Below are 22,008 nucleotides of genomic sequence, written 5' to 3' on the forward strand. Positions count from 1 at the left end.
GTTACGCTCATCCGCGTGAACGCATCTGTTATTCCGGACAACATCCAGGGCGACCCCCACGCCGCCGCTGCCGGGGCCGCCGCCCGTCTGCGCGAGCTGACCGGCGCCGAGACCCACGACGTCGCCCTCGTGATGGGATCGGGCTGGGCTCCCGCGGGCGACGCACTCGGCACTCCGGAAGCCGAATTCCCGGTGACCGAGCTTCCCGGGTTCCCCGCACCCGCCGTCCAGGGCCACGGCGGCACGATCCGCTCGTACAAGATCGGCGCGAAGCGCGTCCTGGTCTTCCTCGGACGTACGCACTACTACGAGGGCCGCGGGGTCGCCGCCGTCGCGCACGGTGTGCGCACCGCCGTCGCCGCGGGCTGCGGAACCGTGGTCCTGACGAACGGCTGCGGCGGACTGCGCGAGGGCATGCGCCCCGGTCAGCCGGTGCTGATCAGCGACCACATCAACCTCACGGCGGCGTCCCCGATCATCGGCGCCAACTTCGTCGATCTCACCGACCTCTACTCGCCGCGCCTGCGCGCGCTGTGCAAGGAGATCGACGAGTCGCTCGAAGAGGGCGTGTACGTGCAGTTCCCCGGCCCGCACTACGAGACCCCGGCCGAGATCAACATGGTCCGGGTCATGGGCGGCGACCTGGTCGGCATGTCGACCGTCCTCGAAGCGATCGCGGCCCGGGAGGCGGGAGCGGAGGTGCTGGGCATCTCGCTCGTCACGAACCTCGCCGCCGGACTGTCCGGGGAGCCGCTCAACCACGAAGAGGTGCTTCAGGCGGGACGGGACTCCGCGACCCGTATGGGGTCGCTGCTGGCACGGGTGCTGGACCGCATATGAGCCGGGGCGCGCGCCCGCCCCGGCGGCCTCGCCCCTTCCCGTGACGCCCGTACCCGTCCGTACCCGTACGTCTCCGTACGCCGAGTGCGCCGCGTACGCGGTCGTACGCCGCGCAGCCCCGTATGCCCCGGCACTTCCGTGCCCCTCGCACCCCTGGCGCCCCTCGCGTCCCGAAAGGTGGACCCCGTGCAGCACGACCTCATCGCGCAGGCCAGGACCTGGCTGGCCGAGGACCCGGACCCCGAGACCCGTGACGAGCTCGGCGGGCTCATCGACGCGGAGGACCTGGACGAGCTCGCCGTGCGCTTCGCGGGCACGCTCCAGTTCGGCACGGCCGGGCTGCGCGGCGAGATCGGGGCCGGGCCGATGCGGATGAACCGGTCCGTCGTGATCCGGGCCGCCGCCGGTCTCGCCGCGTACCTCACGGCGCGGGGGCAGAAGGGCGGGCTCGTCGTCATCGGGTACGACGCCCGCTACAAGTCCGAGGACTTCGCCCGGGACACCGCGGCCGTGATGACCGGTGCCGGGCTGCGGGCCGCCGTACTCCCCCGGCCCCTGCCCACCCCGGTCCTGGCGTACGCCATACGGCACCTGGGCGCCGTGGCCGGCGTCGAGGTCACCGCCAGCCACAACCCGCCGCGCGACAACGGCTACAAGGTCTATCTCGGCGACGGCTCGCAGATCGTGCCCCCGGCCGACGGCGAGATCGCCGCCGGTATCGCCGCCGTCGGGCCGCTGGACGGCGTCCCGCGCCCCGGGTCCGGCTGGGAGGTGCTCGGCGAGGAGGTGCTGGACGCCTATCTCGCCCGCACGGACGCGGTGCTCGGCGCGCGGACCCCGCGTACCGCCCGGGTCGTGTACACCGCGATGCACGGCGTCGGCACCTCCGTGCTGACGGCCGCGTTCGCCCGCGCCGGGTTCCCCGAACCGGTGCTGGTGGCCGAGCAGGCCGAGCCCGACCCCGCGTTCCCCACCGTCGCCTTCCCCAACCCGGAAGAGCCCGGCGCCATGGATCTCGCCTTCGCGACCGCGCGCCGGGCGGACCCCGACCTGATCATCGCCAACGACCCGGACGCCGACCGCTGCGCCGTGGCCGTACCGGACGCCGCCGTCGAGGGCGGCTGGCGGATGCTGAGCGGCGACGAGGTGGGCGCGCTGCTCGCCGCCCATCTGGTGGACCGGGGCGCCACGGGCGTCTTCGCCGAGTCGATCGTGTCCTCCTCGCTGCTCGGCCGGATCGCCGAGAAGGCGGGGCTCGGCCATGAGGAGACGCTGACCGGCTTCAAGTGGATCGCCCGCGTCGACGGCCTGCGCTACGGGTACGAGGAGGCGCTCGGCTACTGCGTGGACCCCGAGGGCGTCCGCGACAAGGACGGCATCACGGCCGCCCTGCTCGTCGCGGAACTGGCCTCCGTGCTCAAGGAGCAGGGGCGTACGCTCCTGGACCTTCTCGACGACCTCGCCCTCGCGCACGGGCTGCACGCCACCGATCAGCTGTCGGTGCGGGTCGAGGACCTGTCGGTCATCGCCGACGCGATGCGGCGCCTGCGCGGGACGCCGCCGGCCGCGCTGGCGGGCCTCGCGGTCGTCTCGGCCGAGGACCTTTCCCGGGGCACCGGCCAGCTGCCGCCCACCGACGGGCTGCGCTACCGGCTCCGGGGTGCCCGGGTGATCGTCCGTCCGAGCGGCACCGAGCCCAAGCTCAAGTGCTACCTGGAGGTCGTGGTGCCGGTCGGTTCGCGGGCGGAGCTGCCCGCCGCACGGGCGAAGGGCGCCGAGCTGCTCGCGGGGATCAAGCGGGACCTGGCGGCGGCTGCCGGGATCTGACTCCCGGCGGGGCGCGCCGGAGCCGCTGTCCTGACCGTCGCCCCGCCCCTCCCGCTCACCCCACGGCGAGCAGCACCACGAGGAGCACCGCGCCCGCCACGGCGGGCGCGATCAGCTCGACGGCCCACCGCACGGACGGGGCCGTGACCGCGGTCGCGGCCCCGGCGGCCTCACCGGTCCCGCTCGCGGTGGCCTCCGTGCCCCGTACCGCCGCGGCCCGCTCGGCCAGCTCCCGCAGGTCCAGCACGGCCCGGTCGGCCGCCGCGACGCGTGCCTGCGTGTCGCGTACGTCGGCGTTCACGGAGGTCCGGCCGTACGGGTCGTCGTGCGCCTGACGCGAGGCCCTGCGGGCCGCCCGCTTGCGTTCGCGCAGCGAGACGGGCACGGCCCACAGCTGGTACTTGGTGCCGCCCTGGGTGAAGAGCTCGGTGGAGTACCCGGCCCGCACATCGGCGACCTCGCTCCAGGGCAGCGCGATCGTCCGGAACGGGTTGCGGATCCTGATGTCCCGCCCGGTCGCGAACACCGCAGGCCGCAGCGTGAACGCCACGATCAGCGGAGCCACCATGAGCAGCGCGGCGAGGGCAAGCCACGGCACCTGTCCCTCGCCCCGGAACATGGCGTCCCCGGCGAGCCAGGCGGCCAGCAGAAGCAACAGCACACCGCAGACCAGCCCGGCGCCCGACCGGAAGGTCCGGGCGGCGTAGGTCGGCTCTGCGGGAGGTGTGGGGCTCGTCATGGGGCCGATTCTGCCTGACGGCCGCCGACGGTGACGGGGCGGCCGGGCCCGGCACCGCGCGCCGGCGGGCCAGGCCGCACGGGAATTCCGCGGGACCTCCGGTCCACGGGGGCCCCTGTACAGGTCGCTACGCGCGTAGATATGCTCATCTGGTGACCATGCCCACCACTGCACCCGCATTTTCCGACGCGACCGCGTCCGACGCTGCGCTGCGCCGCTTCCTGTACGGGCTCCCCGGCGTCGACGCCGTCGGCCTCGAAGCGCGCGCCGCCTCCCTCGGAACCCGTTCGATCAAGACGACGGCCAAGGCGTACGCCATCGATCTCGCCATCTCGATGATCGACCTCACGACGCTGGAAGGCGCGGACACCCCGGGCAAGGTCCGGGCACTCGCCGCCAAGGCCGTCAACCCCGACCCCACCGACCGCACGACCCCGCGCACCGCCGCGGTCTGCGTCTACCCCGACATGGCGGCGACCGCCGTCGCCGCGCTGGCGGGATCCGGAGTGAAGGTGGCGTCCGTCGCGACGGCCTTCCCCGCCGGACGCGCCGCGCTGGACGTCAAGCTCGCGGACGTCCGCGACGCCGTGGCGGCCGGGGCCGACGAGATCGACATGGTGATCGACCGCGGGGCGTTCCTCTCCGGCCGTTTCCTCAAGGTGTACGAGGAGATCCTCGCCGTGAAGGCGGAGTGCGGCTCCGCGCGCCTGAAGGTGATCTTCGAGACCGGCGAGCTGTCCACGTACGACAACATCCGCCGCGCCTCCTGGCTCGGGATGCTGGCCGGCGCCGACTTCATCAAGACGTCGACCGGCAAGGTCGGGGTCAACGCCACCCCGGCGAACACCCTCCTCATGCTGGAGGCCGTGCGCGACTTCCGGGCGCAGACCGGCGTACAGATCGGTGTGAAGCCGGCCGGCGGCATCCGCACCTCCAAGGACGCGATCAAGTTCCTGGTGCTGGTGAACGAGACGGCGGGCGAGGACTGGCTGGACAACCACTGGTTCCGGTTCGGCGCCTCCAGCCTGCTCAACGACCTGCTGATGCAGCGCCAGAAGCTCAGCACCGGCCGTTACTCCGGCCCCGATTACGTGACGGTGGACTGATCCCCATGGCATCTGCATTCGAGTACGCACCGGCGCCGGAGTCCCGCTCCGTCGTCGACATCGCCCCGTCGTACGGCCTGTTCATCGACGGTGAGTTCACCGAGGCCGCCGACGGCAAGGTCTTCAAGACCGTCTCGCCGAGCAGCGAGGAGGTGCTCTCCGAGGTCGCCCGGGCGGGCGAGGCGGACGTCGACCGGGCCGTGAAGGCGGCCCGCAGGGCGTTCGAGAAGTGGTCGGCGCTGCCCGGCTCCGAGCGCGCCAAGTACCTGTTCCGGATCGCCCGGATCATCCAGGAGCGCAGCCGCGAGCTCGCCGTCCTGGAAACCCTCGACAACGGCAAGCCGATCCGGGAGACCCGCGACGCGGACCTCCCGCTGGTCGCCGCGCACTTCTTCTACTACGCGGGCTGGGCCGACAAGCTGGACCACGCGGGCTACGGCCCGAACCCGCGCCCGCTGGGCGTGGCCGGCCAGGTCATCCCGTGGAACTTCCCGCTCCTGATGCTCGCGTGGAAGATCGCCCCGGCGCTCGCCACCGGCAACACGGTGGTCCTCAAGCCCGCCGAGACGACCCCGCTCTCCGCGCTCTTCTTCGCGGACATCTGCCGCCAGGCGGGCCTGCCCAAGGGCGTCGTCAACATCCTCACGGGACACGGCGACACGGGCGCCGCACTCGTCGGCCACCCGGACGTCGACAAGATCGCCTTCACCGGCTCGACCGCGGTCGGCAAGGCCATCGCCCGTCAGATCGCCGGTACGGGCAAGCGGGCCACCCTGGAACTGGGCGGCAAGGGCGCCAACATCGTCTTCGACGACGCGCCGGTCGACCAGGCGGTCGAGGGCATCGTCACCGGCATCTTCTTCAACCAGGGCCAGGTCTGCTGCGCGGGCTCCCGCCTCCTGGTCCAGGAGTCGGTGCACGACGAGGTGCTGGACTCGCTGAAGCGCCGGCTGTCCACGCTGCGGCTCGGCGACCCGCTGGACAAGAACACCGACATCGGCGCGATCAACTCCGCGGAGCAGCTCTCCCGGATCACATCGCTCGTCGGGACGGGCGAGGCGGAGGGCGCCGAGCGCTGGACCGCCCCCTGCGAACTCCCCTCGGCCGGCTACTGGTTCCCGCCGACGCTGTTCACCGGCGTCTCCCAGGCGCACACGGTCGCCCGTGACGAGATCTTCGGCCCGGTGCTCTCCGTCCTGACGTTCCGCACCCCGGACGAGGCGGTCGCCAAGGCCAACAACAGTCAGTACGGCCTCTCGGCCGGCATCTGGACGGAGAAGGGCTCCCGCATCCTCGCGGTGGCGGGCAAGCTCCGTGCGGGCGTCGTCTGGGCCAACACGTTCAACAAGTTCGACCCTACGTCGCCCTTCGGCGGCTACAAGGAGTCGGGCTTCGGCCGCGAGGGCGGCCGCCACGGCCTGGAGGCATACCTCGATGTCCGATAACCGTCTGAGCGTCTTCAAGACCTACAAGCTGTACGTCGGGGGCAAGTTCCCCCGCTCCGAGAGCGGCCGGGTGTACGAGGTGACGGACTCCAAGGGCAACTGGCTGGCGAACGCCCCCCGGTCCTCCCGCAAGGACGCCCGCGACGCGGTCGTGGCCGCCCGCAAGGCGTTCGGCGGCTGGTCGGGCGCGACCGCGTACAACCGCGGCCAGATCCTCTACCGCGTCGCCGAGATGCTGGAGGGCCGCCGGGACCAGTTCGTCCGCGAAGTGGCGGACGCGGAGGGCCTGTCGAAGTCCAAGGCCGCGGCCGTCGTGGACGCGGCGGTCGACCGCTGGGTCTGGTACGCGGGCTGGACCGACAAGATCGGCCAGGTCGTGGGCGGGGCGAACCCGGTGGCGGGGCCCTTCTTCAACCTCTCCACCCCGGAGCCGACCGGTGTGGTCACGGTCCTCGCCCCGCAGAAGTCCTCGTTCCTGGGCCTGGTCTCGGTGATCGCGCCGGTGATCGCCACCGGCAACACCGCCGTGGTCCTCGCCTCGGCCGCATCGCCGCTGCCCGCGCTGTCCCTGGGCGAGGTGCTGGCCACCTCCGACCTTCCGGGCGGTGTGGTGAACATCCTCTCCGGGGACACCGCTGAGCTCGCGGCCCCGCTCGCCTCCCACCAGGACGTCAACGCGATCGACCTGACGGGGGCGGACGCGGCGCTGGCGAAGGAGCTGGAGATCGCGGCCGCGGACAACCTGAAGCGGGTTCTGCGCCCGCGCCCGGTGGACGCGGAGGGCGAGGCCGGCTCCACCGACTGGTCGGCCGACCCCGGTACGCACCGGCTGACGGCCTTCCTGGAGACCAAGACGGTCTGGCATCCCACGGGCGCCCTGGGAACCTCCGGCTCCTCGTACTGACCGGGCCGGGGTGCCGTACGGGTACCGCGGCACCCCGCGGCACGCCCGCGATGCGGGGCCGCCCCTCCACGCGAGGGGCGGCCCCGCGCCGTGCGTCAGCCCGCGGCGGGCCCGGCGGCGCCCGGCAGTCCGCCCGTGATCAGCCCGGTGACCTGCCCCACCAGGGGGAGGTCGTTCAGCGCGCCGCCACTGGTCAGCGGGTCGGTGAGGACCGCCGTGGTCAGCGGCTGGAAGTCGGCGATCTGGGTGCCCACCGCGTTGTCCAGCGGGTCCACCCCGGTCCCGGCCAGCGGGTCGAGCTGCATGTCCGTGATGGGCGAGACGGCCCCGGCGAGCGAGTACCCGAGCGCCCCGGTCAGCGCGGGCGCGGCGGCGTCGGTGACCGCGCCGATCGTGCTGTCGGCCTCGCCGGCCGGCGCGGTGTGCGACGGTGCCGCCTGCGCCACCGCGGCTCCGCCACCGAGGGCGGCGCCCAGCGCGGTGATGGTCAGACCGGCGCGCAGCAGAATGCGACGTGCGGGCCGACGTGCGTGAAGTCCCATGATTTTCCCACCTGATCGGGTCCGGATGTGTAATCGTACGTGCGCGCAGAGTAGTTGAGGTGTGATGCTCGATACCAACAAGACCTCCGAGGGATCCCCTGCGCGGGTCAATGCCTCACACTTCTGTTCTGTGAGTTCCCAACCGATCCCGACCCGCGTCGTCCTGCTCGCGGGCCCCTCAGGCTCCGGGAAGTCGTCCCTCGCCGCCCGCACCGGTCTGCCGGTGCTGCGCCTGGACGACTTCTACAAGGAGGGCGACGACCCCTCGCTGCCCCAGGTCCCGGGCAGCGGGGACATCGACTGGGACTCCTCGCAGTCCTGGGACGCGGACGCGGCGGTGGCCGCCATCGAGGAGTTGTGCCGCACCGGCCGTACGGAGGTGCCGGTGTACGACATCTCCCTCAGCGCCCGAACGGACCGGGAGGCGTTCCACATCGAGCGTTCGCCGCTGTTCGTGGCCGAGGGCATCTTCGCGGCGGACATAGTCGGGCGGTGCCAGGAGCTGGGGCTGCTGGCCGACGCGCTGTGCCTGCGCGGCCGTCCTTCGACGACGTTCCGGCGGCGGCTGCTGCGGGACCTGCGCGAGGGGCGCAAGTCGGTGCCGTTCCTGCTGCGGCGCGGGTGGCGTCTGATGCGGGCCGAGCGGCGGATCGTGGCGCGTCAGACGGCGCTGGGCGCGTACCCCTGCGGCAAGGACGAGGCGCTGGGCCGCCTGGCCGCGGCAGCGGCGGGCCGCTGCCGCCGCGGGGCGTCCGCGGGACACTGAGCCCCGGGCGGGTGCGCCCGCCCGTCGCGCGCCCGCACCCGTGGGCGGACACGCGAACGGGGCCGGACAGGACCCCCCGGCCCGTCCGACCCCGCTGCGTTCCCCGTACCGCCGCCTCCCCCGAAGCGGCGACCCGTTCCCCCGTGTCCCCGTTCCCCCGTTGCCTCAGGCCACCAGCTCGCCGAAGGACTCCTCCTCGTCACGGCCGAAGCTGAGGACCTCGTCCTCGCGCAGCCGGCGGAGCGACCGCCAGATGCTCGACTTCACCGTGCCGACACTGATGTCGAGGATCGACGCGATCTCCGGATCGGTCCGCCCCTCGTAGTACCGCAGGACCAGCATCGTGCGCTGGAGTTCCGGCAGCCGGGCGAGCGCCTGCCAGAGCACTGCCCGCAGTTCCGTGCCGCGCATCGCGTCCGTGTCGCCCACCGTCTCCGGCAGCTCCTCGGTCGGATACTCGTTGAGCTTGCGCCTGCGCCAGGCGCTGATGTGCAGATTGGTCATGGTGCGGCGGAGATATCCGCCGACCGCCGCCTTGTCGCTGATCCTGTCCCACGCCCGGTACGTCGAGAAGAGGGCGCTCTGGAGCAGATCCTCGGCCTCGAACCGGTCGCCGGTCAGGTGATAGGCGGTTGCGTACAGGGAGGCGCGGCGCTCCTGGACGTAGGCCGTGAACGCCGCTTCGGCGTCCTCGGTCCCCGTCGAGGCCTTCCGCTCCCCCGTGACCTCCCCGTACGCGGCTCCCCCGCGGTTTCCCCCGTGATGTCCCCCGTTGACCCCCGTGGGCACCGGGGCCACCGTCATGAACGACGGATGCTGACGCCCGGCGCCACGAACACACCCCCGCCCCGCCGCGAGCTCCCGGCCCCGCTCGACGAGGGAGGCACCCCCCGCCGCACCGGACTTCTCCGAGCTCCTGCCGACGTCGTGGAGACGCGTGACAACTGCGCTTGAGCTGGTGCTGTGCAGTGCGTTCATCTCGCGCCCCCTGTTCGGTGGAGTCCGTTCGTTCCATGTGCCAACGAGCTTGCCCGGCCAGTTTCATCACGCTGTCCCCCGACTGTCACAGGCCTGTCACAGGGCTCTCTTCTCCCGTGACGTATCGATGGGTGCACTCCAACGGTCGAACTGAGGCACCACCATGAGTCAGAATGACCTCCGTGCCTTTCCTGTTGCTGATCGAGGACGACGACGCCATCCGCACGGCCCTCGAACTCTCGCTGTCACGCCAGGGCCACCGTGTGGCCACCGCGGCGACGGGAGAGGACGGCCTGAACCTGCTGCGCGAACAGCGGCCGGACCTGGTTGTGCTGGATGTGATGCTGCCCGGGATCGACGGTTTCGAGGTGTGCCGGCGGATCCGCCGTACCGACCAACTGCCGATCATTCTGCTGACCGCGCGCAGCGACGACATCGACGTCGTGGTGGGACTGGAGTCCGGCGCGGACGACTATGTGGTGAAACCCGTGCAGGGCCGGGTGCTGGACGCCCGGATCCGCGCGGTGCTGCGCCGCGGCGAGCGCGAGTCCACCGACTCGGCGACCTTCGGGAGCGTGGTCATCGACCGTTCCGCGATGACGGTCACCAAGGGCGGTGAGGATCTGCAGCTGACACCGACGGAGCTGCGGCTCCTGCTGGAGCTGAGCCGCCGGCCGGGCCAGGCGCTGTCCCGGCAGCAGCTGCTGCGGCTGGTGTGGGAGCACGACTATCTCGGTGACTCGCGGCTCGTGGACGCCTGTGTGCAGCGGCTGCGCGCGAAGGTGGAGGACGTCCCGTCCTCGCCGACGCTGATCCGTACGGTGCGGGGAGTGGGCTACCGGCTGGATTCGCCTCAGTGAGCGAATCCGCCACACGGTCGATCCGCGCGGGTCTTCGCTGGACCAGTCTGCGTCTGCGTCTCGTCATCGTGTTCGCCCTGGTCGCGCTGACCGCCGCGGTGTCCGCCTCGGGAATCGCGTACTGGCTGAACCGCGAGGCGGTGCTCACCCGTACCCAGGACACGGCGCTCGGGGACTTCCGGCGGCAGATGCAGGGCACGGCGGCCACGCTGCCCCTGCGGCCCACCAAGGACGATCTGCAGAGCGCCGCCGCGCGGATGGCGAGCAGCAGCCCGGGGTACAGCGTGCTGCTCGTGGACGAGCGCGACAGCGGCAAACCGATCGTCGGGTACTCGGATCTGGACACGTTCACCCGGGTCAATGTGCCGGACTCGCTCCAGAAGCAGGTGAGCCGGAAGCGGCCGCTGACGTCGGGCAACAAGTTCGAGTACCACCTGTTCTGGCAGCGTACGAGCATCGCGGGCAAGCCGTATCTGGTGGCCGGTACGAGGATCATCGGCGGTGGCCCCACGGGGTACATGCTGAAGTCGCTCGACCAGGAGCGGGAGGACCTGAACTCGCTCGCCTGGTCGCTGGGGATAGCCACCGGCCTGGCACTGGTCGGCTCGGCACTGCTCGCGCAGGCGGCGGCGACGACCGTGCTGCGGCCCGTCCAGCGGCTCGGCGACGCCGCGCGCAAGCTCGGCGAGGGCAAGCTCGACACCCGGCTCGTGGTCTCCGGCACGGACGAACTCGCCGATCTGTCACGTACGTTCAACAGGACCGCGCACTCGCTGGAGAAGAAGGTCGCCGACATGACGGCGCGGGAGGAGTCGAGCCGCCGGTTCGTCGCCGACATGTCGCACGAGCTGCGGACCCCGCTGACCGCGATCACCGCGGTGGCCGAGGTGCTGGAGGACGAGGCCGACAGCCTGGACCCGATGATCGCGCCCGCCGTGCATCTGGTGGTGAGCGAGACCCGGCGGCTGAACGACCTGGTGGAGAACCTGATGGAGGTCACCCGCTTCGACGCGGGTACGGCCCGCCTCGTGCTGGACACGGTCGATGTCGCCGACCAGGTCACCGCCTGCATCGACGCCCGCGCCTGGCTGGACGCGGTGGACCTGGACGCGGAGCGCGGAATGATGGTCCGGCTCGATCCGCGCCGGCTCGATGTGATCCTGGCGAACCTGATCGGCAACGCGCTCAAGCACGGCGGTTCGCCGGTACGGGTGTCGGTACGGACCGAGGGCGAGGAACTGGTCATCGAGGTGCGCGACCACGGCCCCGGCATTCCCGAGGACGTCCTGCCGCATGTCTTCGACCGTTTCTACAAGGCGAGCGCCTCACGGCCGCGCTCCGAGGGCAGCGGCCTGGGACTGTCCATCGCCATGGAGAACGCCCATGTCCACGGCGGCGACATCACGGCCGCGAACTCTCCGGACGGCGACGGCGCCGTGTTCGTACTGAGGCTGCCGCGCGACGCGGAGAGGCTCACCGGACCCGCCGGTCCGGCCGGGCCCGGATCACCGGGGCCGGACGGCCGCGACGACGAGAGTGGGCCGACGTGACACGCGCCGACCGTGCGCCACGCGCACCCCGTACCGGCCGCCCGCGGCGGACCCCCGCGGCGCTGGCCGCCGCCCTGGCCTGCGCGGCGCTGGCGGCCGGCTGCGGGATCCGGAGCACCTCGGTGCCGGTGGACGCGGGGGCGGCACCGTCCAGGGTGCCGTGCCGGCTGTCCTCGTCCGAGGACACCGCCACGAAGGCGCTGGACGGCATCCGGGCCGATGTCTATCTGGTGTGTGCCTCGCAACTGGTGACGGTCGACCGCACGGTGCCCGTCCCGGACACGGGCTCCGACCGGCTGCTGGTCGCACGGGTCCTGCTGGACGAGGTGCGGTCGCCACCGGCCGCGGCGGAGCGGCGGGCCGGGTTCACCACGGCGGTGCCCTCGGACCTGCGGGTCACCGGGGGCCGCACGGGCGACCCCGCGGGCACGCTGCGGCTGAGCGCCCAGCCCGAGGACCTGTCGGCGGAGGCGCTGGCGCAGCTGGTGTGCACGTACGCGGAGAACAAGGTGCTCGTCACCGAGGGCACCGTTCTTCTGGGCGGCCCCGGGAACTACGCGCCGCGGGGCTATCTGTGCACCGCCGAGACGAAGGCGCGGCCGAGGGACGTGCCGACGCTCGGCGCGGTCGAACTGCGCTGAGCGGACGGGCCCCGGGCCGAGCGGGACATCACGGCACGGCGCGGCGTCCTCGGCACCGCGCGGCGTCCTCCGCACCGCACCGGCGCACGGCGCGGCGTCCTCGGCACCACGCGGCGTCCTCCGCACGGCGAGGCGTCCTCCGCACCGCACCGGGGCACGGCGGCCCCCGGCGCGCCCCGCGACCTTCCTGCGGCTGCGCGGAACCGATCCTGCCGGTCGTGACGTCTTGGTGGACGTGCGTCAAGGTTCGGGCGGCCAGACCGTCATCCGCTTCCGCGCGGCCGGGGTGCTTCTCCTCTTCGCGCATCTGCTGCTCGTCGGGTGGCTGACCCTGCGCCCGCTGGACGTGCCCTGGATGACCGCCGCGAATTTCGAGCCGCTCGCCGGCATCAGGGCGGATCTGGCACTCGGCCCGGTCGAGGCGGCACGCCGCATCGGTGAGGGCTTGCTCCTGCTGGCTCCGCTGGGTGTGCTGCTGCCCATGGCCGGGGGGCGGCTCCTCGTCTCCCCGTGGGCCTCGCTGGTACGCACGGTGGCCACAGGCGCCCTGATCTCGCTCGCCATCGAACTCGCGCAGACCGCGGTGCCCGGTCAGGTCGTGGACATCGACTCGCTGCTGCTGAACACGGCGGGAGTGGGGCTGGCCCATCTGCTCGTCGTCCCGGTCTGCCGGGCGCGGCTGCGCCGCCGCGAGCGGCCGGGGGTGCGGAACGCTCCCCGCCCCAGGGACGAGGCCCCTGGGGGGTCGACCCCGACGATTTCCAGGGTCGGCATCGCACCGTAGAGCGATGCTCCGCACCCCTTCGCCGAGCCACCATGGATACATCGGGAGCACACACGATGCTCCCTCCGCAACGGTTCGCGAAGGAGCCCACCATGGCCGCACTTGTCCGCCCCCGCGAAGGACGCATGATCGGTGGAGTGTGCGCCGCGCTGGCACGGCGCTTCGGCATGTCCGCCGGGACGATGCGCATCATCTTCCTCGCCTCGTGCCTGCTCCCCGGCCCGCAGTTCCTGCTGTACCTGGCGCTCTGGGCGCTGCTGCCGTCGGAGAAGTCCGCCACCTCCGCGACGGCCTGGTGATCCGGGGACCACGGGGAGAACGCCCGGTGGGGCACGCACCCGGTCCGGGTGTGTGCCCCACTGTCATGTGCGGTGGTGTGCCGCGGCGGCGCTGATCAGCGGCCGAGCGGAATCCCGTTCGCCGACAGGCCCTTGGTGGGCAGGCCGCCGAGCAGGCCGGTGACGGGCGCGACGGCGTCGGTGGCCTCGCCGCCGAGCACCTTGCCCGCGGTCTCCTGGACCGGGAGGGACTTGGCGACGGTGTCCAGCGCGCTGGTGGAGACGGGGAGCGCTCCGGCCACCGCGTCGACCGGCAGAGCGGTGACGGCCGAGGCGCTGCCGGCGGCGGCAGCGGCGAAAGCGGCACCGAGAACGGCGACGCCGAGGGTCCTGGCAGCAGACTTCTTCATGACGGATTCATCCTTGGGGGAAGGGAATGTGAGGGGCTCTGCAACGTAGCCAGCTCATTACCTCCACCGCAAACATGGCGACACGCGAAAAACGGCCGGGATACCAGGTTCCCGGCCGTTTCCCTTTTGGTTCGCTCAGCCCGCGAAGGACGAAGAACCGCTGGTCGCAGCCGTCTGCCGGAACAGCCATTCGGACTTCAGTTCCGCGTATCCGGGCTTGACGACCTCGTTGATCATCGCCAGACGTTCATCGAAAGGAATGAACGCTGATTTCATCGCATTGACTGTGAACCACTGCATGTCATCGAGCGTGTATCCGAAGGTCTCGGTCAGCCGCTCGAATTCCTGGCTCATGCTCGTCCCGCTCATCAGCCGGTTGTCCGTGTTCACGGTCGCGCGGAAATGCAGCTTCCGCAGCAGCCCGATGGGGTGCGTGGCGTAGGAGTCGGCGGCACCGGTCTGGAGGTTGGAGGTCGGGCAGAGCTCCAGCGGGATGCGCTTGTCGCGTACGTAGGAGGCGAGGCGGCCGAGGGTCACGGTGCCGTCCTCGGCGACCTCGATGTCGTCGATGATGCGGACGCCGTGGCCGAGGCGGTCGGCGCCGCACCACTGGAGCGCCTGCCAGATCGACGGCAGACCGAACGCCTCGCCCGCATGGATGGTGAAGTGGTTGTTCTCGCGCTTGAGGTACTCGAACGCGTCGAGGTGCCGGGTGGGCGGGTAGCCCGCCTCGGCACCCGCGATGTCGAAGCCGGCGACGCCCAGATCGCGGTAGCGGTTGGCGAGTTCGGCGATCTCCAGGGCACGGGCCGCGTGCCGCATCGCGGTGAGGAGCGCGCCGACGCGGATGCGGTGGCCGCTCTCGCGGGCCCGGCGCTCGCCCTCGCGGAAGCCCTCGTTGACCGCTTCGACGACCTCTTCGAGGGTGAGGCCGCCGGTCAGGTGCTGCTCGGGGGCGTAGCGCACCTCGGCGTACACGACGCCGTCCGCGGCCAGGTCCTCCGCGCACTCCGCGGCCACCCGGAACAGCGCGTCGCGGGTCTGCATGACGGCGCAGGTGTGGGCGAAGGTCTCCAGATAGCGCTCCAGCGAACCGGAGTCGGCCGCCTCGCGGAACCAGATGCCGAGCTTGTCGGGCTCGGTCTCGGGGAGGTCGTCATAGCCCTGTTCGCGCGCCAGGTCCACGATCGTGCCGGGGCGCAGGCCACCGTCGAGATGGTCGTGGAGAAGCACCTTGGGGGCGCGGCGGATCTGGTCGGGGGCGGGGACATTCAGGGTCTGGCTCGTCATTTTGGCACTCTAGCGCCTACGCGCGTAGAGCGCTGGTCGCCGATGCGTAACAGTGACCGCGAAGACGGGTGGCGTACACCTCTCCTTCTGACACTGTTCTGTCATGGCACAGCGCGCACTTCCCCTGCCTGCTGCGAGGCTGGGACGGGCCGTCAACACGGCCGGAGCACCACCTGAGGTCAGCGGCGTGGTTCTGCTGCTCCCGGACGGCGCGGCGGATTCGCGCCGCCGTCCTTCCCCCTTCTCGTACGCGGCACAGCTGCCGTTCGCCCGGACCCTGGCCCGCGCGGGCCGGGGCGACGGTCTCGCGGTGCATGTGCTGCGCTACCGCGCGCGCGGCTGGAACGGCGACGCGGCCCCGGCCGCCGACGCCGGGTGGGCCGCCGACGAGGTCGTACGGCGCTACGGGGACGTCCCCGTCTGCCTCGTCGGCCATGGCATGGGCGGCCGGGCCGCGCTCCGGGCGGGCGGGCACGAAGCCGTCAACTCCGTCCTGGCGATGGCCCCCTGGCTGCCGGAGCAGGCGGCCGGCGAACTGGAGCCGGTGAAACAGCTGGTGGGGCGGCGAGTGCTGATCGTGCACGGCACGAACGACTCGCACACCGACCCGGAGCTGTCCTACCGGCTGGCCGAGCGGGCCAAGAAGTCCAACCGGGACACCTGCCGCTTCGAGGTCCACTCCGACGGGCACGCGCTCCGCCAGCACCGGTCCGAGGTGGAGGCACTGGCCGCCGACTTCGTACGGGGATCGCTGTTCGCCCGGTCCTACGCCCGGCCGGTGGCCGACGCGCTGGCGGCGCCGCCGCCGCTGGGGCTGCGGATGCCGCTGGCGGCCGGGTTCGGGCGGTCGCTGCGGGGGTGAGGGGTGGGGCGTCCCAGCGGTGCGGGGCCGTCCCCAGGTCCGGGAACGGCCCCGCACGGCCCGTTCATGGGCGGCTCAGCCACGCCTCCAGCGCGTCGGGGGTATCGGGGATCCCGTGTTCGCAGGAGAGGAGCAGGCCGAGTTCTCCCGATGTCCAGATCATGTCGCCGTCGAGCAGTGCCCGGAGCACGGCGTGCTGCCACGGCGTCAGTTCCGCGGCGGTCGGCCGGCCGACGTCGAGGAGGGCGTACCCGGCGAGTGTCACGGCCGTGCCCCACGGCTTGGGTTCCTGTTCCTCGGTTCGCCGAAGGAGCCGTGCGAGGCAGGCACGGGCGGTCTCCCGGCCTGCCTCGGGCAGACGGCGCAGGGTCTTCAGTACCGGCTCCGCCACGAAGCCGTCGCAGAAGATCACCCGGGCGACCGTCTCGTACGCGTCGGGGTCGGCGCAGATCACGCCCAGTTCGTCGGTCAGGGCGCCGATCGCCGTGGCGGGGAGGCCGGGTGCGGAGATCCTCGCCAGGGCCACGGCCGCCGCCCAGCGGTCGGGGTCGTCGCCGTCCTGCAGTATCCGCTCCAGCCGGGCCGTGTCGGAGCGGTCGTCGGCGGCGCCGGCCAGCAGGCCCAGGACCAAGAGGGCGGTGGCGCGGTGGGGGCGCGGCAACGGCCTGGCGCACAGCCGGCGCAGTGCGGGCAGGACATGCGGGGCCGCGCTGGGGAACCATGCCGTGAGCACGGCTGCCAGGGTCGCCGTCTCGGGGTCGTCGTGGTCCAGCAGCGGTGCGACGACGGTCGGGATCCCGGCTTCGACGGCTTCGTACACGGCGGATTCGACCGGCCGTCCGTCGAGCATCGTGCTGTCGTACCCGTCCGGGAACCACCGGCCCTCGTCCTCGCCGGTGACCAGCACGGACAGGTATCCCAGGAACCCCTTGCGGTGGGGAGTCGTTTCGTCGGTGAGCAGATGCAGCAGGAAGGGGACGGCGTGGGCTGTCGCCTCGTAGACGTTTCCCTGGTGGTACAGGTTGGACCACAGGCGATCCCAGGCCCGGGTGCGGGCCTCCTCGTCGGGCGAGGCCAGGTCGCGGAGCTGGGAGGGGACCTCGGTCGCCGGACCGTAGCAGTGGGCGAGACCCGCCCAGGGCACCTGGTCGAGGTCGGCGAGGGGGCGCGTGGCCGGTCGGCCGGAGAGTCCGGGTGTCATCGGTTGCCTCCGAGGGCCTTGTCGATGCGCTGGGCCTGCCGCCACTGCTGGAACTCGGGGGAGGAGGCGATGTCGGTGAAGTCGTCGAAGGACGGGTCGCGGGTGAGGACCTGGTCGGCGACCCGGTAGGCGTCGTCGGTGCGGCCGAGGGCGAGCAGGACGCGGACCTGGGTGTCGCGGACGAAGTCGTACTCCGGGCCGGAGGAGACCGACAGTGACTGTTCCACGGCGGCCAGGGCACGTTCCGGTTCGCCGCTGTGCAGCAGTTGCCAGGCGAGGGCGTTGCCGGTGCGGCGCTTGACCTCTTCCTGGAAGGCGCCCTCGTCGGTGAAGTGCCAGATCATGTCGGGTACCAGGGCGAGCGCCTGTTCGGCGTACCGGATGAGTGCGGCGCTCAGGGCGGGGCGGTCGGCGTCCGACGCCTTGTCGACGAGGTGGCCGAGGGCGTCGACGAGGCCGTAGTGGGCGTAGAGCTGGTCGTAGTCGGAGTAGCGGTCGCCGGGGACGCAGAGGGCGAGGGCTTCCTCGAAGGCGGCCGCGGCCTCGTGGTGTTCCTGTGCGTGGAGCTTGGCGCCGCCGGTCCTGACCAGGGCATGCACGGACTGCCAGTTCGCGTCGTGGGAGACGCCGCGGGTGCCGGTGTCGCGCAGGTCGACGCGGACCTGCGGGAACGTGCTGCGCAGCCGCTCCCGGGTGGGCTGGTCGAGCTGGGCGTACCGCAGGCCGACGAACTCCAGGTGCCGCAGGGCGAAGAAGGACTCGGGGAGGGTGGTGAGTTCGTTGAACGACAGGTCGAGGTACCGGAGGTTCGGGGTGCGGGCGAACGCGTCGTCCGGAAGTGTGCGGAAGAACTCGCGGGCCTTGTTGCCCTCGAAGATCTTCCTGCCCCAGCGGTCGATCTCCAGGTGTTCCAGCGTGGTGATGTCCCAGATGCCGGAGAGCAGGTCGCGGCCCGGTGGACGCCCGTTCGACGGGGCGTGGCCGTTGAGGCGCAGCACGCGCAGGCGGGGCAGCCGGGCCAGCTCGGGCAGCCGGGTCATCCGGGCGGACAGACAGTCGTCGAGGTTGAGTTCCTCCAGTCCGGTGAGGCGGAGGAGGGTGTCGGGGACGGAGGCCAGCCAGGTGCCGGACAGGTCCAGGGAGCGCAGTCCGGACAGGCGGGTGACGACTTCGGGGAGTTCGAGCGGGGTGTCGGAGAGGTGGGCCCCCGGGCGGAAGCGGGACAGGTCCAGCTCGCGCAGGGAGCGAAGCCGGTCGAGCGAGTCGGGGAGCCGGCAGGTCAGATGCCCGGCGCGCAGGACCTCCAGGCGTCCGAGGCCACCGAGTGACTCGGGGAGTTCCATGAAGCGGTTGCCGGATATGTCCAGCACCCGGAGGTTCTGGAGGGCTCCGATGGATTCGGGCAGCCCGGTCAGCCCCGTTTCCGACACGTCGAGTTCTTCCAGGGCGGTGAGTTCGCCGACGCGTGTGCCGATGGCGCCGAGATCGGCGTTGTCCGCGAGGGACAGGACGCGCAGCCGGGGGAACGCGAGCAGTTGTTCCGGGAAGCCGCGGAGCATTCGTCCGGAGAGGTCGAGTTCGGTGACCTCATCGGCCCGGTCCAGCAGGAGGTCCAGATCCTCCAGCGCGATGACGTGGCTCGGGCGCACCCCGGCGCGCAGCACCTGCCGCCCCTCGCCCATGGCCTCCTCGATCTTCCGCGCGTCGGCCTCGCCGTCCTTGTCCAGCAGCTCGGGCAGCAGGACGCCGCTCAGTTCGTCGTCGCCGAAGTCGACCGGGCAGTTGCTGCGGTAGCGGTCGGCGATGAGCAGGGCGTGCGGCTGCTCGGCGAAGACCAGGTTGAAGTAGAGCATGCTGATGAGGAGTTGGGAGCGGGTGCTGCCGCACACCGTGAGGATGCCGCCGTCGTCGCCGTACGAGCAGCAGATGCCGCCCGTCACCTCCAGGTTCCCGCGCACCAGGATGCTCGGGCAGCCGGACAGGAGCACGTTCCGGGCCCGCAGGCTGCCCGTCACGGCGAGGAAGTTGCCGCTGTTGTCGTCCCACCACTTCAGATCGCCGTCGACGGTGAGGTCACCGTCCACGATGGTGTTGTACGGCACCCAGTCGTCGTCCCCCTCCGGCCCCAGGTGCCCCGCGACATGCAGACCGCCCTCGTACAGGCGGATCTCCTGCTCGTCGGCGAAGTCGGCGTACGGGTACCAGACATCGTCGGAGATCCGGAAGCGTTCCTCCGCCTCCTCGACGGTGATGACGCGGTACCCCGGGGGTGAGTGAACCATTGTGAGGTCGTCGCTCGACGGAGCGGCCGCGCACCGGGATTCCTGATCGGTCATCCTTGCTTGCTCCTTTGCTGCCCTGCTCGGTTTGGCGCGGTGCGCCGGTTCGACGAGACCGTGTCGCGTGCATGCGGAGGCGACGGTGTCGTGCGACTTCCGGACCGCCGCAAGGCAGGAGGGCCCGGTCACGCGGGTGACTCTAGGGGGAGGCACTGACAGCGGGAGGGCAGCTCCCGGTACGGGGGCCGACGGCGGCTCAGTCCGGGAGCAGGTGGCCCCGGCGGGAGAGCAGGAAGCGCTTGAAAGCGGCGACCGGCGGGGTGTCCGGGTGGCCGTCCAGCCACGCGACGCCGATCTCCCGGGCGGCGCGCGGCGCCGTGACCGTCAGTTCGACGACGCCGGGCCGGGCCACCGCGGGCGGTGGCAGCAGGGCCACCCCGAGCCCGGCCGCGACCAGCCCGCGCAGCGTCTCGGCCTCCTCGCCCTCGAAGGCGATCCGCGGGGTGAAGCCCGCCTCCGCGCAGAGGTCGTCGGTGATCCGCCGCAGGCCGTAGCCGGGTTCCAGGGTGACGAAGGCTTCGTCGGCGGCCTCCGCGAGGCGGACCCGGCGGCGGCCCGCGAGACGGTGGTCGTCGGGGACCACCAGGCGCAGCCGCTGCTCGTCGAGGCGGCGGGCGACCAGGTCCGGGGCGTCGGGGACGGGTGAGGTGAGACAGAGGTCCAGGCCGCCCGCGCGCAGGCGCTCGATCATCGCCTCGCCGTAGTTCTGGACGAGCTGGAAACGGACGCCCGGGTGGTCGACCCGGAAGGCGCGGATCAGGGCGGGCACGGTCTCGGAGCCCATGGTGTGCAGAAAGCCGAAGGAGACCCGGCCCGCGGTCGGGTCGGCGTCCGCCCGTACGGAGTCGGCGGCCTTCTCCACCTCGGCCAGCGCCCGTTCCGCCGAGCCGAGGAAGGTGCGGCCCGCCGGAGTGAGCGAGACCGTGCGGCCGTTGCGGGCGAACAGGGCGACACCGAGGTCCTGTTCCAGCCGGACCATGGCCCGCGACAGGGTCGACTGCGGGACCCCGAGCTCGTGCGCGGCGCGGGTGACGTGCTCGTGCCGGGCCACCGCCGCGAAGTACGCGAGCCTCGGGGCGAGGACGGCGCGGATGTCTTCTTCGTAACTACTCGGTGACAGCCGAGGCCGTGAGCTGCGTTCATGCACCATGGGAACGATTATGACGAGTTCGTGCATTGGACGCATGAAACGCGGCGTCCTACTTTCGACGTATGCCTCCTGCCAGTACCGGGGCATCCACCCTCGCCGTGGATGCCGCAGCCCCGTCGTCGCCCGTCTCCTCGCCGCCCGCCTCCGCCGCCTCCGCCGCCGGGGCCCCGTCGCGGCTCGAACCCGGCCGCCCCGGCTACCGCCGGATGAGCTTCGCGCTCTTCGCCGCCGGTGTCGCGACCTTCGCCCTCCTCTACTCCACCCAGGCCCTGCTGCCCGCCGTCTCCGCCTCCTTCGGCGCCACGGCGGGGCAGGCGAGCTGGACGGTCTCCGCGGCGACCGGGGCGCTGGCGCTGTGCGTGCTGCCGCTGAGCGCGCTCTCCGAGCGGTTCGGGCGGCGGCGGATGATGACCGCCTCGCTGACGGTCGCCGTACTGGTGGGGCTGCTCGTGCCGTTCGCCCCCTCGCTCGGCTGGCTGATCGCGCTGCGCGCCGTGCAGGGCGCCGCGCTCGCCGGACTGCCGGCCTCCGCGATGGCGTACCTGGCCGAGGAGGTGCGGCCCAAGGCGCTGGTCGCCGCGATCGGACTGTTCGTGGCGGGCAACAGCATCGGCGGCATGAGCGGACGCATCCTCACCGGCTGGGTGGCCCAGCTGTGGGGCTGGCGGGCCGCGCTCGGCGCCGTCGGACTGCTCGCCGCGGTCTGCGCGGTGGTCTTCCACTTCATGATCCCCAAGGCCCGGAACTTCACGCCCGGTTCCCTCAACCCGAAGGCACTGGCGAAGACCGTCGGCGGCCACCTCGCCGACCCGCTGCTGCGCCGGCTGTACGCGATCGGCGCCCTGTTCATGACCGTGTTCGGCGCGGTCTACACGGTGATCGGCTACCGGCTGGTCGAGGCGCCGTTCAGCCTGCCGCAGGGCATCGTCGGCTCGATCTTCCTGGTCTACCTGGTCGGTACGGTCTCCTCCGCCGCGGCCGGGCAGCTCGTCGCCCGGCTCGGCCGCCGGGGAGCGCTCTACCTGGCCGTCTCCACCACGGCGGCCGGACTGCTGCTCTCGCTGGCCGACCGGCTCGCCGCCGTGCTGCTGGGCCTGGTGCTGATCACGGCCGGGTTCTTCGCCGGGCACGCGGTCGCCTCGTCCTCCGTGAGCCGTACGGCGACCACCGGCCGCGCCCAGGCGTCGGCGCTCTACCAGTCCGCGTACTACCTGGGCTCCAGCGCGGGCGGCACGCTCGGCGCGGTCGCCTTCCACGCCGGGGGCTGGGCGGGGACGGTGGCCCTGGGACTGCTCGCGGTCCTCGGCGTCGTATCGATCACGCTGTACGGGACACGGGCCGCGCGGGCCGAACGGCGCGCGCTGGTCCCGGCGACCCGCTGAATCGCCCCCGGGCCCGGCGACCCGCTGGACCGGCGCACGGCGGAAGCGGCCGGATCCGAACCGCAACGCAACCGAGACGTCACCCCGGGCAACCGCCCGCTCCCCTTCACGCGT

21 protein-coding genes are annotated in these 22,008 nt (G+C 72.1%); 13 read left to right on the forward strand and 8 right to left on the reverse strand.

Translation table 11 applies throughout. The features are described 5' to 3' along the window. Positions 1–15 precede the first annotated feature (15 nt). Both ACIGJO_RS14380 and ACIGJO_RS14385 read left to right on the forward strand, forming a co-directional pair. Entirely contained in the window at positions 16–840 is an 825-nt protein-coding gene (locus ACIGJO_RS14380; protein WP_399957216.1) for a purine-nucleoside phosphorylase, read from the forward strand. Positions 841–1,026: 186 nt separating this feature from the next. Further along, complete coding sequence (locus ACIGJO_RS14385; RefSeq protein ID WP_399957219.1) at positions 1,027–2,667, forward strand: phospho-sugar mutase; 1,641 nt, start codon at positions 1,027–1,029, stop codon at positions 2,665–2,667. Between the two features lie 55 nt (positions 2,668–2,722). Here ACIGJO_RS14385 and ACIGJO_RS14390 read toward each other — a convergent pair whose 3' ends face one another. Then, positions 2,723–3,406 (reverse strand): PH domain-containing protein, encoded by a 684-nt coding sequence (locus ACIGJO_RS14390; protein WP_399957223.1) that lies wholly within the window; start codon positions 3,404–3,406, stop codon positions 2,723–2,725. A gap of 158 nt (positions 3,407–3,564) precedes the next feature. Between ACIGJO_RS14390 and deoC the strand changes: the two genes are divergently transcribed. The 3 genes from deoC to ACIGJO_RS14405 are packed head-to-tail and all read left to right on the forward strand — an operon-like array spanning position 3,565 to position 6,861. Continuing rightward, the gene (gene deoC, locus ACIGJO_RS14395) at positions 3,565–4,512 is read left to right on the forward strand and encodes a deoxyribose-phosphate aldolase (RefSeq protein ID WP_266923178.1); all 948 of its coding nucleotides are present in this window, start codon (positions 3,565–3,567) and stop codon (positions 4,510–4,512) included. Positions 4,513–4,517: 5 nt separating this feature from the next. Beyond that, complete coding sequence (locus ACIGJO_RS14400) at positions 4,518–5,957, forward strand: aldehyde dehydrogenase family protein (RefSeq protein ID WP_399957228.1); 1,440 nt, start codon at positions 4,518–4,520, stop codon at positions 5,955–5,957. Beyond that, entirely contained in the window at positions 5,947–6,861 is a 915-nt protein-coding gene (locus ACIGJO_RS14405; protein WP_399957231.1) for an aldehyde dehydrogenase family protein, read from the forward strand. The genes ACIGJO_RS14400 and ACIGJO_RS14405 overlap by 11 nt, the downstream gene beginning before the upstream one ends. Before the next feature lie 95 nt (positions 6,862–6,956). Here ACIGJO_RS14405 and ACIGJO_RS14410 read toward each other — a convergent pair whose 3' ends face one another. Further along, positions 6,957–7,403, reverse strand: coding sequence for a hypothetical protein (locus ACIGJO_RS14410; protein WP_399957234.1), 447 nt, complete (start codon positions 7,401–7,403; stop codon positions 6,957–6,959). Between the two features lie 64 nt (positions 7,404–7,467). On the opposite strand from ACIGJO_RS14410, the gene ACIGJO_RS14415 reads away from it, so the two are divergent. Continuing rightward, positions 7,468–8,169 carry a uridine kinase gene (locus ACIGJO_RS14415; RefSeq protein ID WP_399957238.1) on the forward strand — a complete coding sequence of 234 codons (702 nt, stop codon included), beginning with the start codon at positions 7,468–7,470 and terminating at the stop codon, positions 8,167–8,169. Positions 8,170–8,334: 165 nt separating this feature from the next. On the opposite strand, the gene ACIGJO_RS14420 is transcribed toward ACIGJO_RS14415, so the two are convergent. Then, positions 8,335–9,147 (reverse strand): SigE family RNA polymerase sigma factor, encoded by an 813-nt coding sequence (locus ACIGJO_RS14420; RefSeq protein WP_399957241.1) that lies wholly within the window; start codon positions 9,145–9,147, stop codon positions 8,335–8,337. 182 nt (positions 9,148–9,329) lie between these two features. On the opposite strand from ACIGJO_RS14420, the gene afsQ1 reads away from it, so the two are divergent. From afsQ1 to ACIGJO_RS14445, 5 genes are all read left to right on the forward strand, one after another. Beyond that, a complete protein-coding gene (afsQ1, locus tag ACIGJO_RS14425; protein WP_399958119.1) occupies positions 9,330–10,007 on the forward strand; it encodes a two-component system response regulator AfsQ1 in 678 nt (225 codons plus the stop codon). Continuing rightward, the gene (locus ACIGJO_RS14430) at positions 10,004–11,557 is read left to right on the forward strand and encodes an ATP-binding protein (protein WP_399957244.1); all 1,554 of its coding nucleotides are present in this window, start codon (positions 10,004–10,006) and stop codon (positions 11,555–11,557) included. The genes afsQ1 and ACIGJO_RS14430 overlap by 4 nt, the downstream gene beginning before the upstream one ends. Further along, positions 11,554–12,198 (forward strand): hypothetical protein, encoded by a 645-nt coding sequence (locus ACIGJO_RS14435; RefSeq protein WP_399957247.1) that lies wholly within the window; start codon positions 11,554–11,556, stop codon positions 12,196–12,198. The genes ACIGJO_RS14430 and ACIGJO_RS14435 overlap by 4 nt, the downstream gene beginning before the upstream one ends. Positions 12,199–12,433: 235 nt before the next feature. Further along, a complete protein-coding gene (locus tag ACIGJO_RS14440; protein WP_399958122.1) occupies positions 12,434–12,982 on the forward strand; it encodes a VanZ family protein in 549 nt (182 codons plus the stop codon). A 92-nt stretch (positions 12,983–13,074) separates the two neighbouring features. Then, a complete protein-coding gene (locus ACIGJO_RS14445; protein ID WP_399957250.1) occupies positions 13,075–13,281 on the forward strand; it encodes a PspC domain-containing protein in 207 nt (68 codons plus the stop codon). A 95-nt stretch (positions 13,282–13,376) separates the two neighbouring features. Here ACIGJO_RS14445 and ACIGJO_RS14450 read toward each other — a convergent pair whose 3' ends face one another. Continuing rightward, positions 13,377–13,670 carry a hypothetical protein gene (locus ACIGJO_RS14450; RefSeq protein WP_399957253.1) on the reverse strand — a complete coding sequence of 98 codons (294 nt, stop codon included), beginning with the start codon at positions 13,668–13,670 and terminating at the stop codon, positions 13,377–13,379. A gap of 135 nt (positions 13,671–13,805) precedes the next feature. After that, positions 13,806–14,960, reverse strand: a complete 1,155-nt coding sequence (locus tag ACIGJO_RS14455; protein WP_399957256.1) for an adenosine deaminase — start codon at positions 14,958–14,960, stop codon at positions 13,806–13,808. A 103-nt stretch (positions 14,961–15,063) separates the two neighbouring features. On the opposite strand from ACIGJO_RS14455, the gene ACIGJO_RS14460 reads away from it, so the two are divergent. After that, positions 15,064–15,822 (forward strand): alpha/beta hydrolase, encoded by a 759-nt coding sequence (locus ACIGJO_RS14460; RefSeq protein WP_399957259.1) that lies wholly within the window; start codon positions 15,064–15,066, stop codon positions 15,820–15,822. A gap of 64 nt (positions 15,823–15,886) precedes the next feature. On the opposite strand, the gene ACIGJO_RS14465 is transcribed toward ACIGJO_RS14460, so the two are convergent. The 3 genes from ACIGJO_RS14465 to ACIGJO_RS14475 form a co-directional block, all read right to left on the reverse strand. Next, the gene (locus tag ACIGJO_RS14465) at positions 15,887–17,023 is read right to left on the reverse strand and encodes a hypothetical protein (protein ID WP_399957262.1); all 1,137 of its coding nucleotides are present in this window, start codon (positions 17,021–17,023) and stop codon (positions 15,887–15,889) included. After that, positions 17,020–19,359 carry a hypothetical protein gene (locus ACIGJO_RS14470; protein WP_399957265.1) on the reverse strand — a complete coding sequence of 780 codons (2,340 nt, stop codon included), beginning with the start codon at positions 19,357–19,359 and terminating at the stop codon, positions 17,020–17,022. The genes ACIGJO_RS14465 and ACIGJO_RS14470 overlap by 4 nt, the downstream gene beginning before the upstream one ends. Positions 19,360–19,558: 199 nt before the next feature. Next, entirely contained in the window at positions 19,559–20,512 is a 954-nt protein-coding gene (locus ACIGJO_RS14475) for a LysR family transcriptional regulator (protein ID WP_399957268.1), read from the reverse strand. A gap of 62 nt (positions 20,513–20,574) precedes the next feature. Between ACIGJO_RS14475 and ACIGJO_RS14480 the strand changes: the two genes are divergently transcribed. Further along, complete coding sequence (locus tag ACIGJO_RS14480) at positions 20,575–21,894, forward strand: MFS transporter (RefSeq protein WP_399957271.1); 1,320 nt, start codon at positions 20,575–20,577, stop codon at positions 21,892–21,894. The last annotated feature ends 114 nt before the right edge of the window (positions 21,895–22,008 follow it).

Source organism: Streptomyces sp. NPDC079020 (genome assembly GCF_044542225.1).
GTDB lineage: Bacteria > Actinomycetota > Actinomycetes > Streptomycetales > Streptomycetaceae > Streptomyces.

What these genes read in the sequence shown, in the direction of transcription:
- ACIGJO_RS14390 (WP_399957223.1), bottom strand. Translation starts at nt 3,406, where the DNA reads ATGACGAGCCCCACACCTCCCGCAGAGCCGACCTACGCCGCCCGGACC.
- deoC (WP_266923178.1), top strand. Translation starts at nt 3,565, where the DNA reads ATGCCCACCACTGCACCCGCATTTTCCGACGCGACCGCGTCCGACGCT.
- ACIGJO_RS14400 (WP_399957228.1), top strand. Translation starts at nt 4,518, where the DNA reads ATGGCATCTGCATTCGAGTACGCACCGGCGCCGGAGTCCCGCTCCGTC.
- ACIGJO_RS14405 (WP_399957231.1), top strand. Translation starts at nt 5,947, where the DNA reads ATGTCCGATAACCGTCTGAGCGTCTTCAAGACCTACAAGCTGTACGTC.
- ACIGJO_RS14410 (WP_399957234.1), bottom strand. Translation starts at nt 7,403, where the DNA reads ATGGGACTTCACGCACGTCGGCCCGCACGTCGCATTCTGCTGCGCGCC.
- ACIGJO_RS14415 (WP_399957238.1), top strand. Translation starts at nt 7,468, where the DNA reads ATGCTCGATACCAACAAGACCTCCGAGGGATCCCCTGCGCGGGTCAAT.
- ACIGJO_RS14420 (WP_399957241.1), bottom strand. Translation starts at nt 9,147, where the DNA reads ATGAACGCACTGCACAGCACCAGCTCAAGCGCAGTTGTCACGCGTCTC.
- ACIGJO_RS14445 (WP_399957250.1), top strand. Translation starts at nt 13,075, where the DNA reads ATGGCCGCACTTGTCCGCCCCCGCGAAGGACGCATGATCGGTGGAGTG.
- ACIGJO_RS14450 (WP_399957253.1), bottom strand. Translation starts at nt 13,670, where the DNA reads ATGAAGAAGTCTGCTGCCAGGACCCTCGGCGTCGCCGTTCTCGGTGCC.
- ACIGJO_RS14455 (WP_399957256.1), bottom strand. Translation starts at nt 14,960, where the DNA reads ATGACGAGCCAGACCCTGAATGTCCCCGCCCCCGACCAGATCCGCCGC.
- ACIGJO_RS14460 (WP_399957259.1), top strand. Translation starts at nt 15,064, where the DNA reads ATGGCACAGCGCGCACTTCCCCTGCCTGCTGCGAGGCTGGGACGGGCC.
- ACIGJO_RS14465 (WP_399957262.1), bottom strand. Translation starts at nt 17,023, where the DNA reads ATGACACCCGGACTCTCCGGCCGACCGGCCACGCGCCCCCTCGCCGAC.
- ACIGJO_RS14470 (WP_399957265.1), bottom strand. Translation starts at nt 19,359, where the DNA reads ATGACCGATCAGGAATCCCGGTGCGCGGCCGCTCCGTCGAGCGACGAC.
- ACIGJO_RS14475 (WP_399957268.1), bottom strand. Translation starts at nt 20,512, where the DNA reads ATGGTGCATGAACGCAGCTCACGGCCTCGGCTGTCACCGAGTAGTTAC.
- ACIGJO_RS14480 (WP_399957271.1), top strand. Translation starts at nt 20,575, where the DNA reads ATGCCTCCTGCCAGTACCGGGGCATCCACCCTCGCCGTGGATGCCGCA.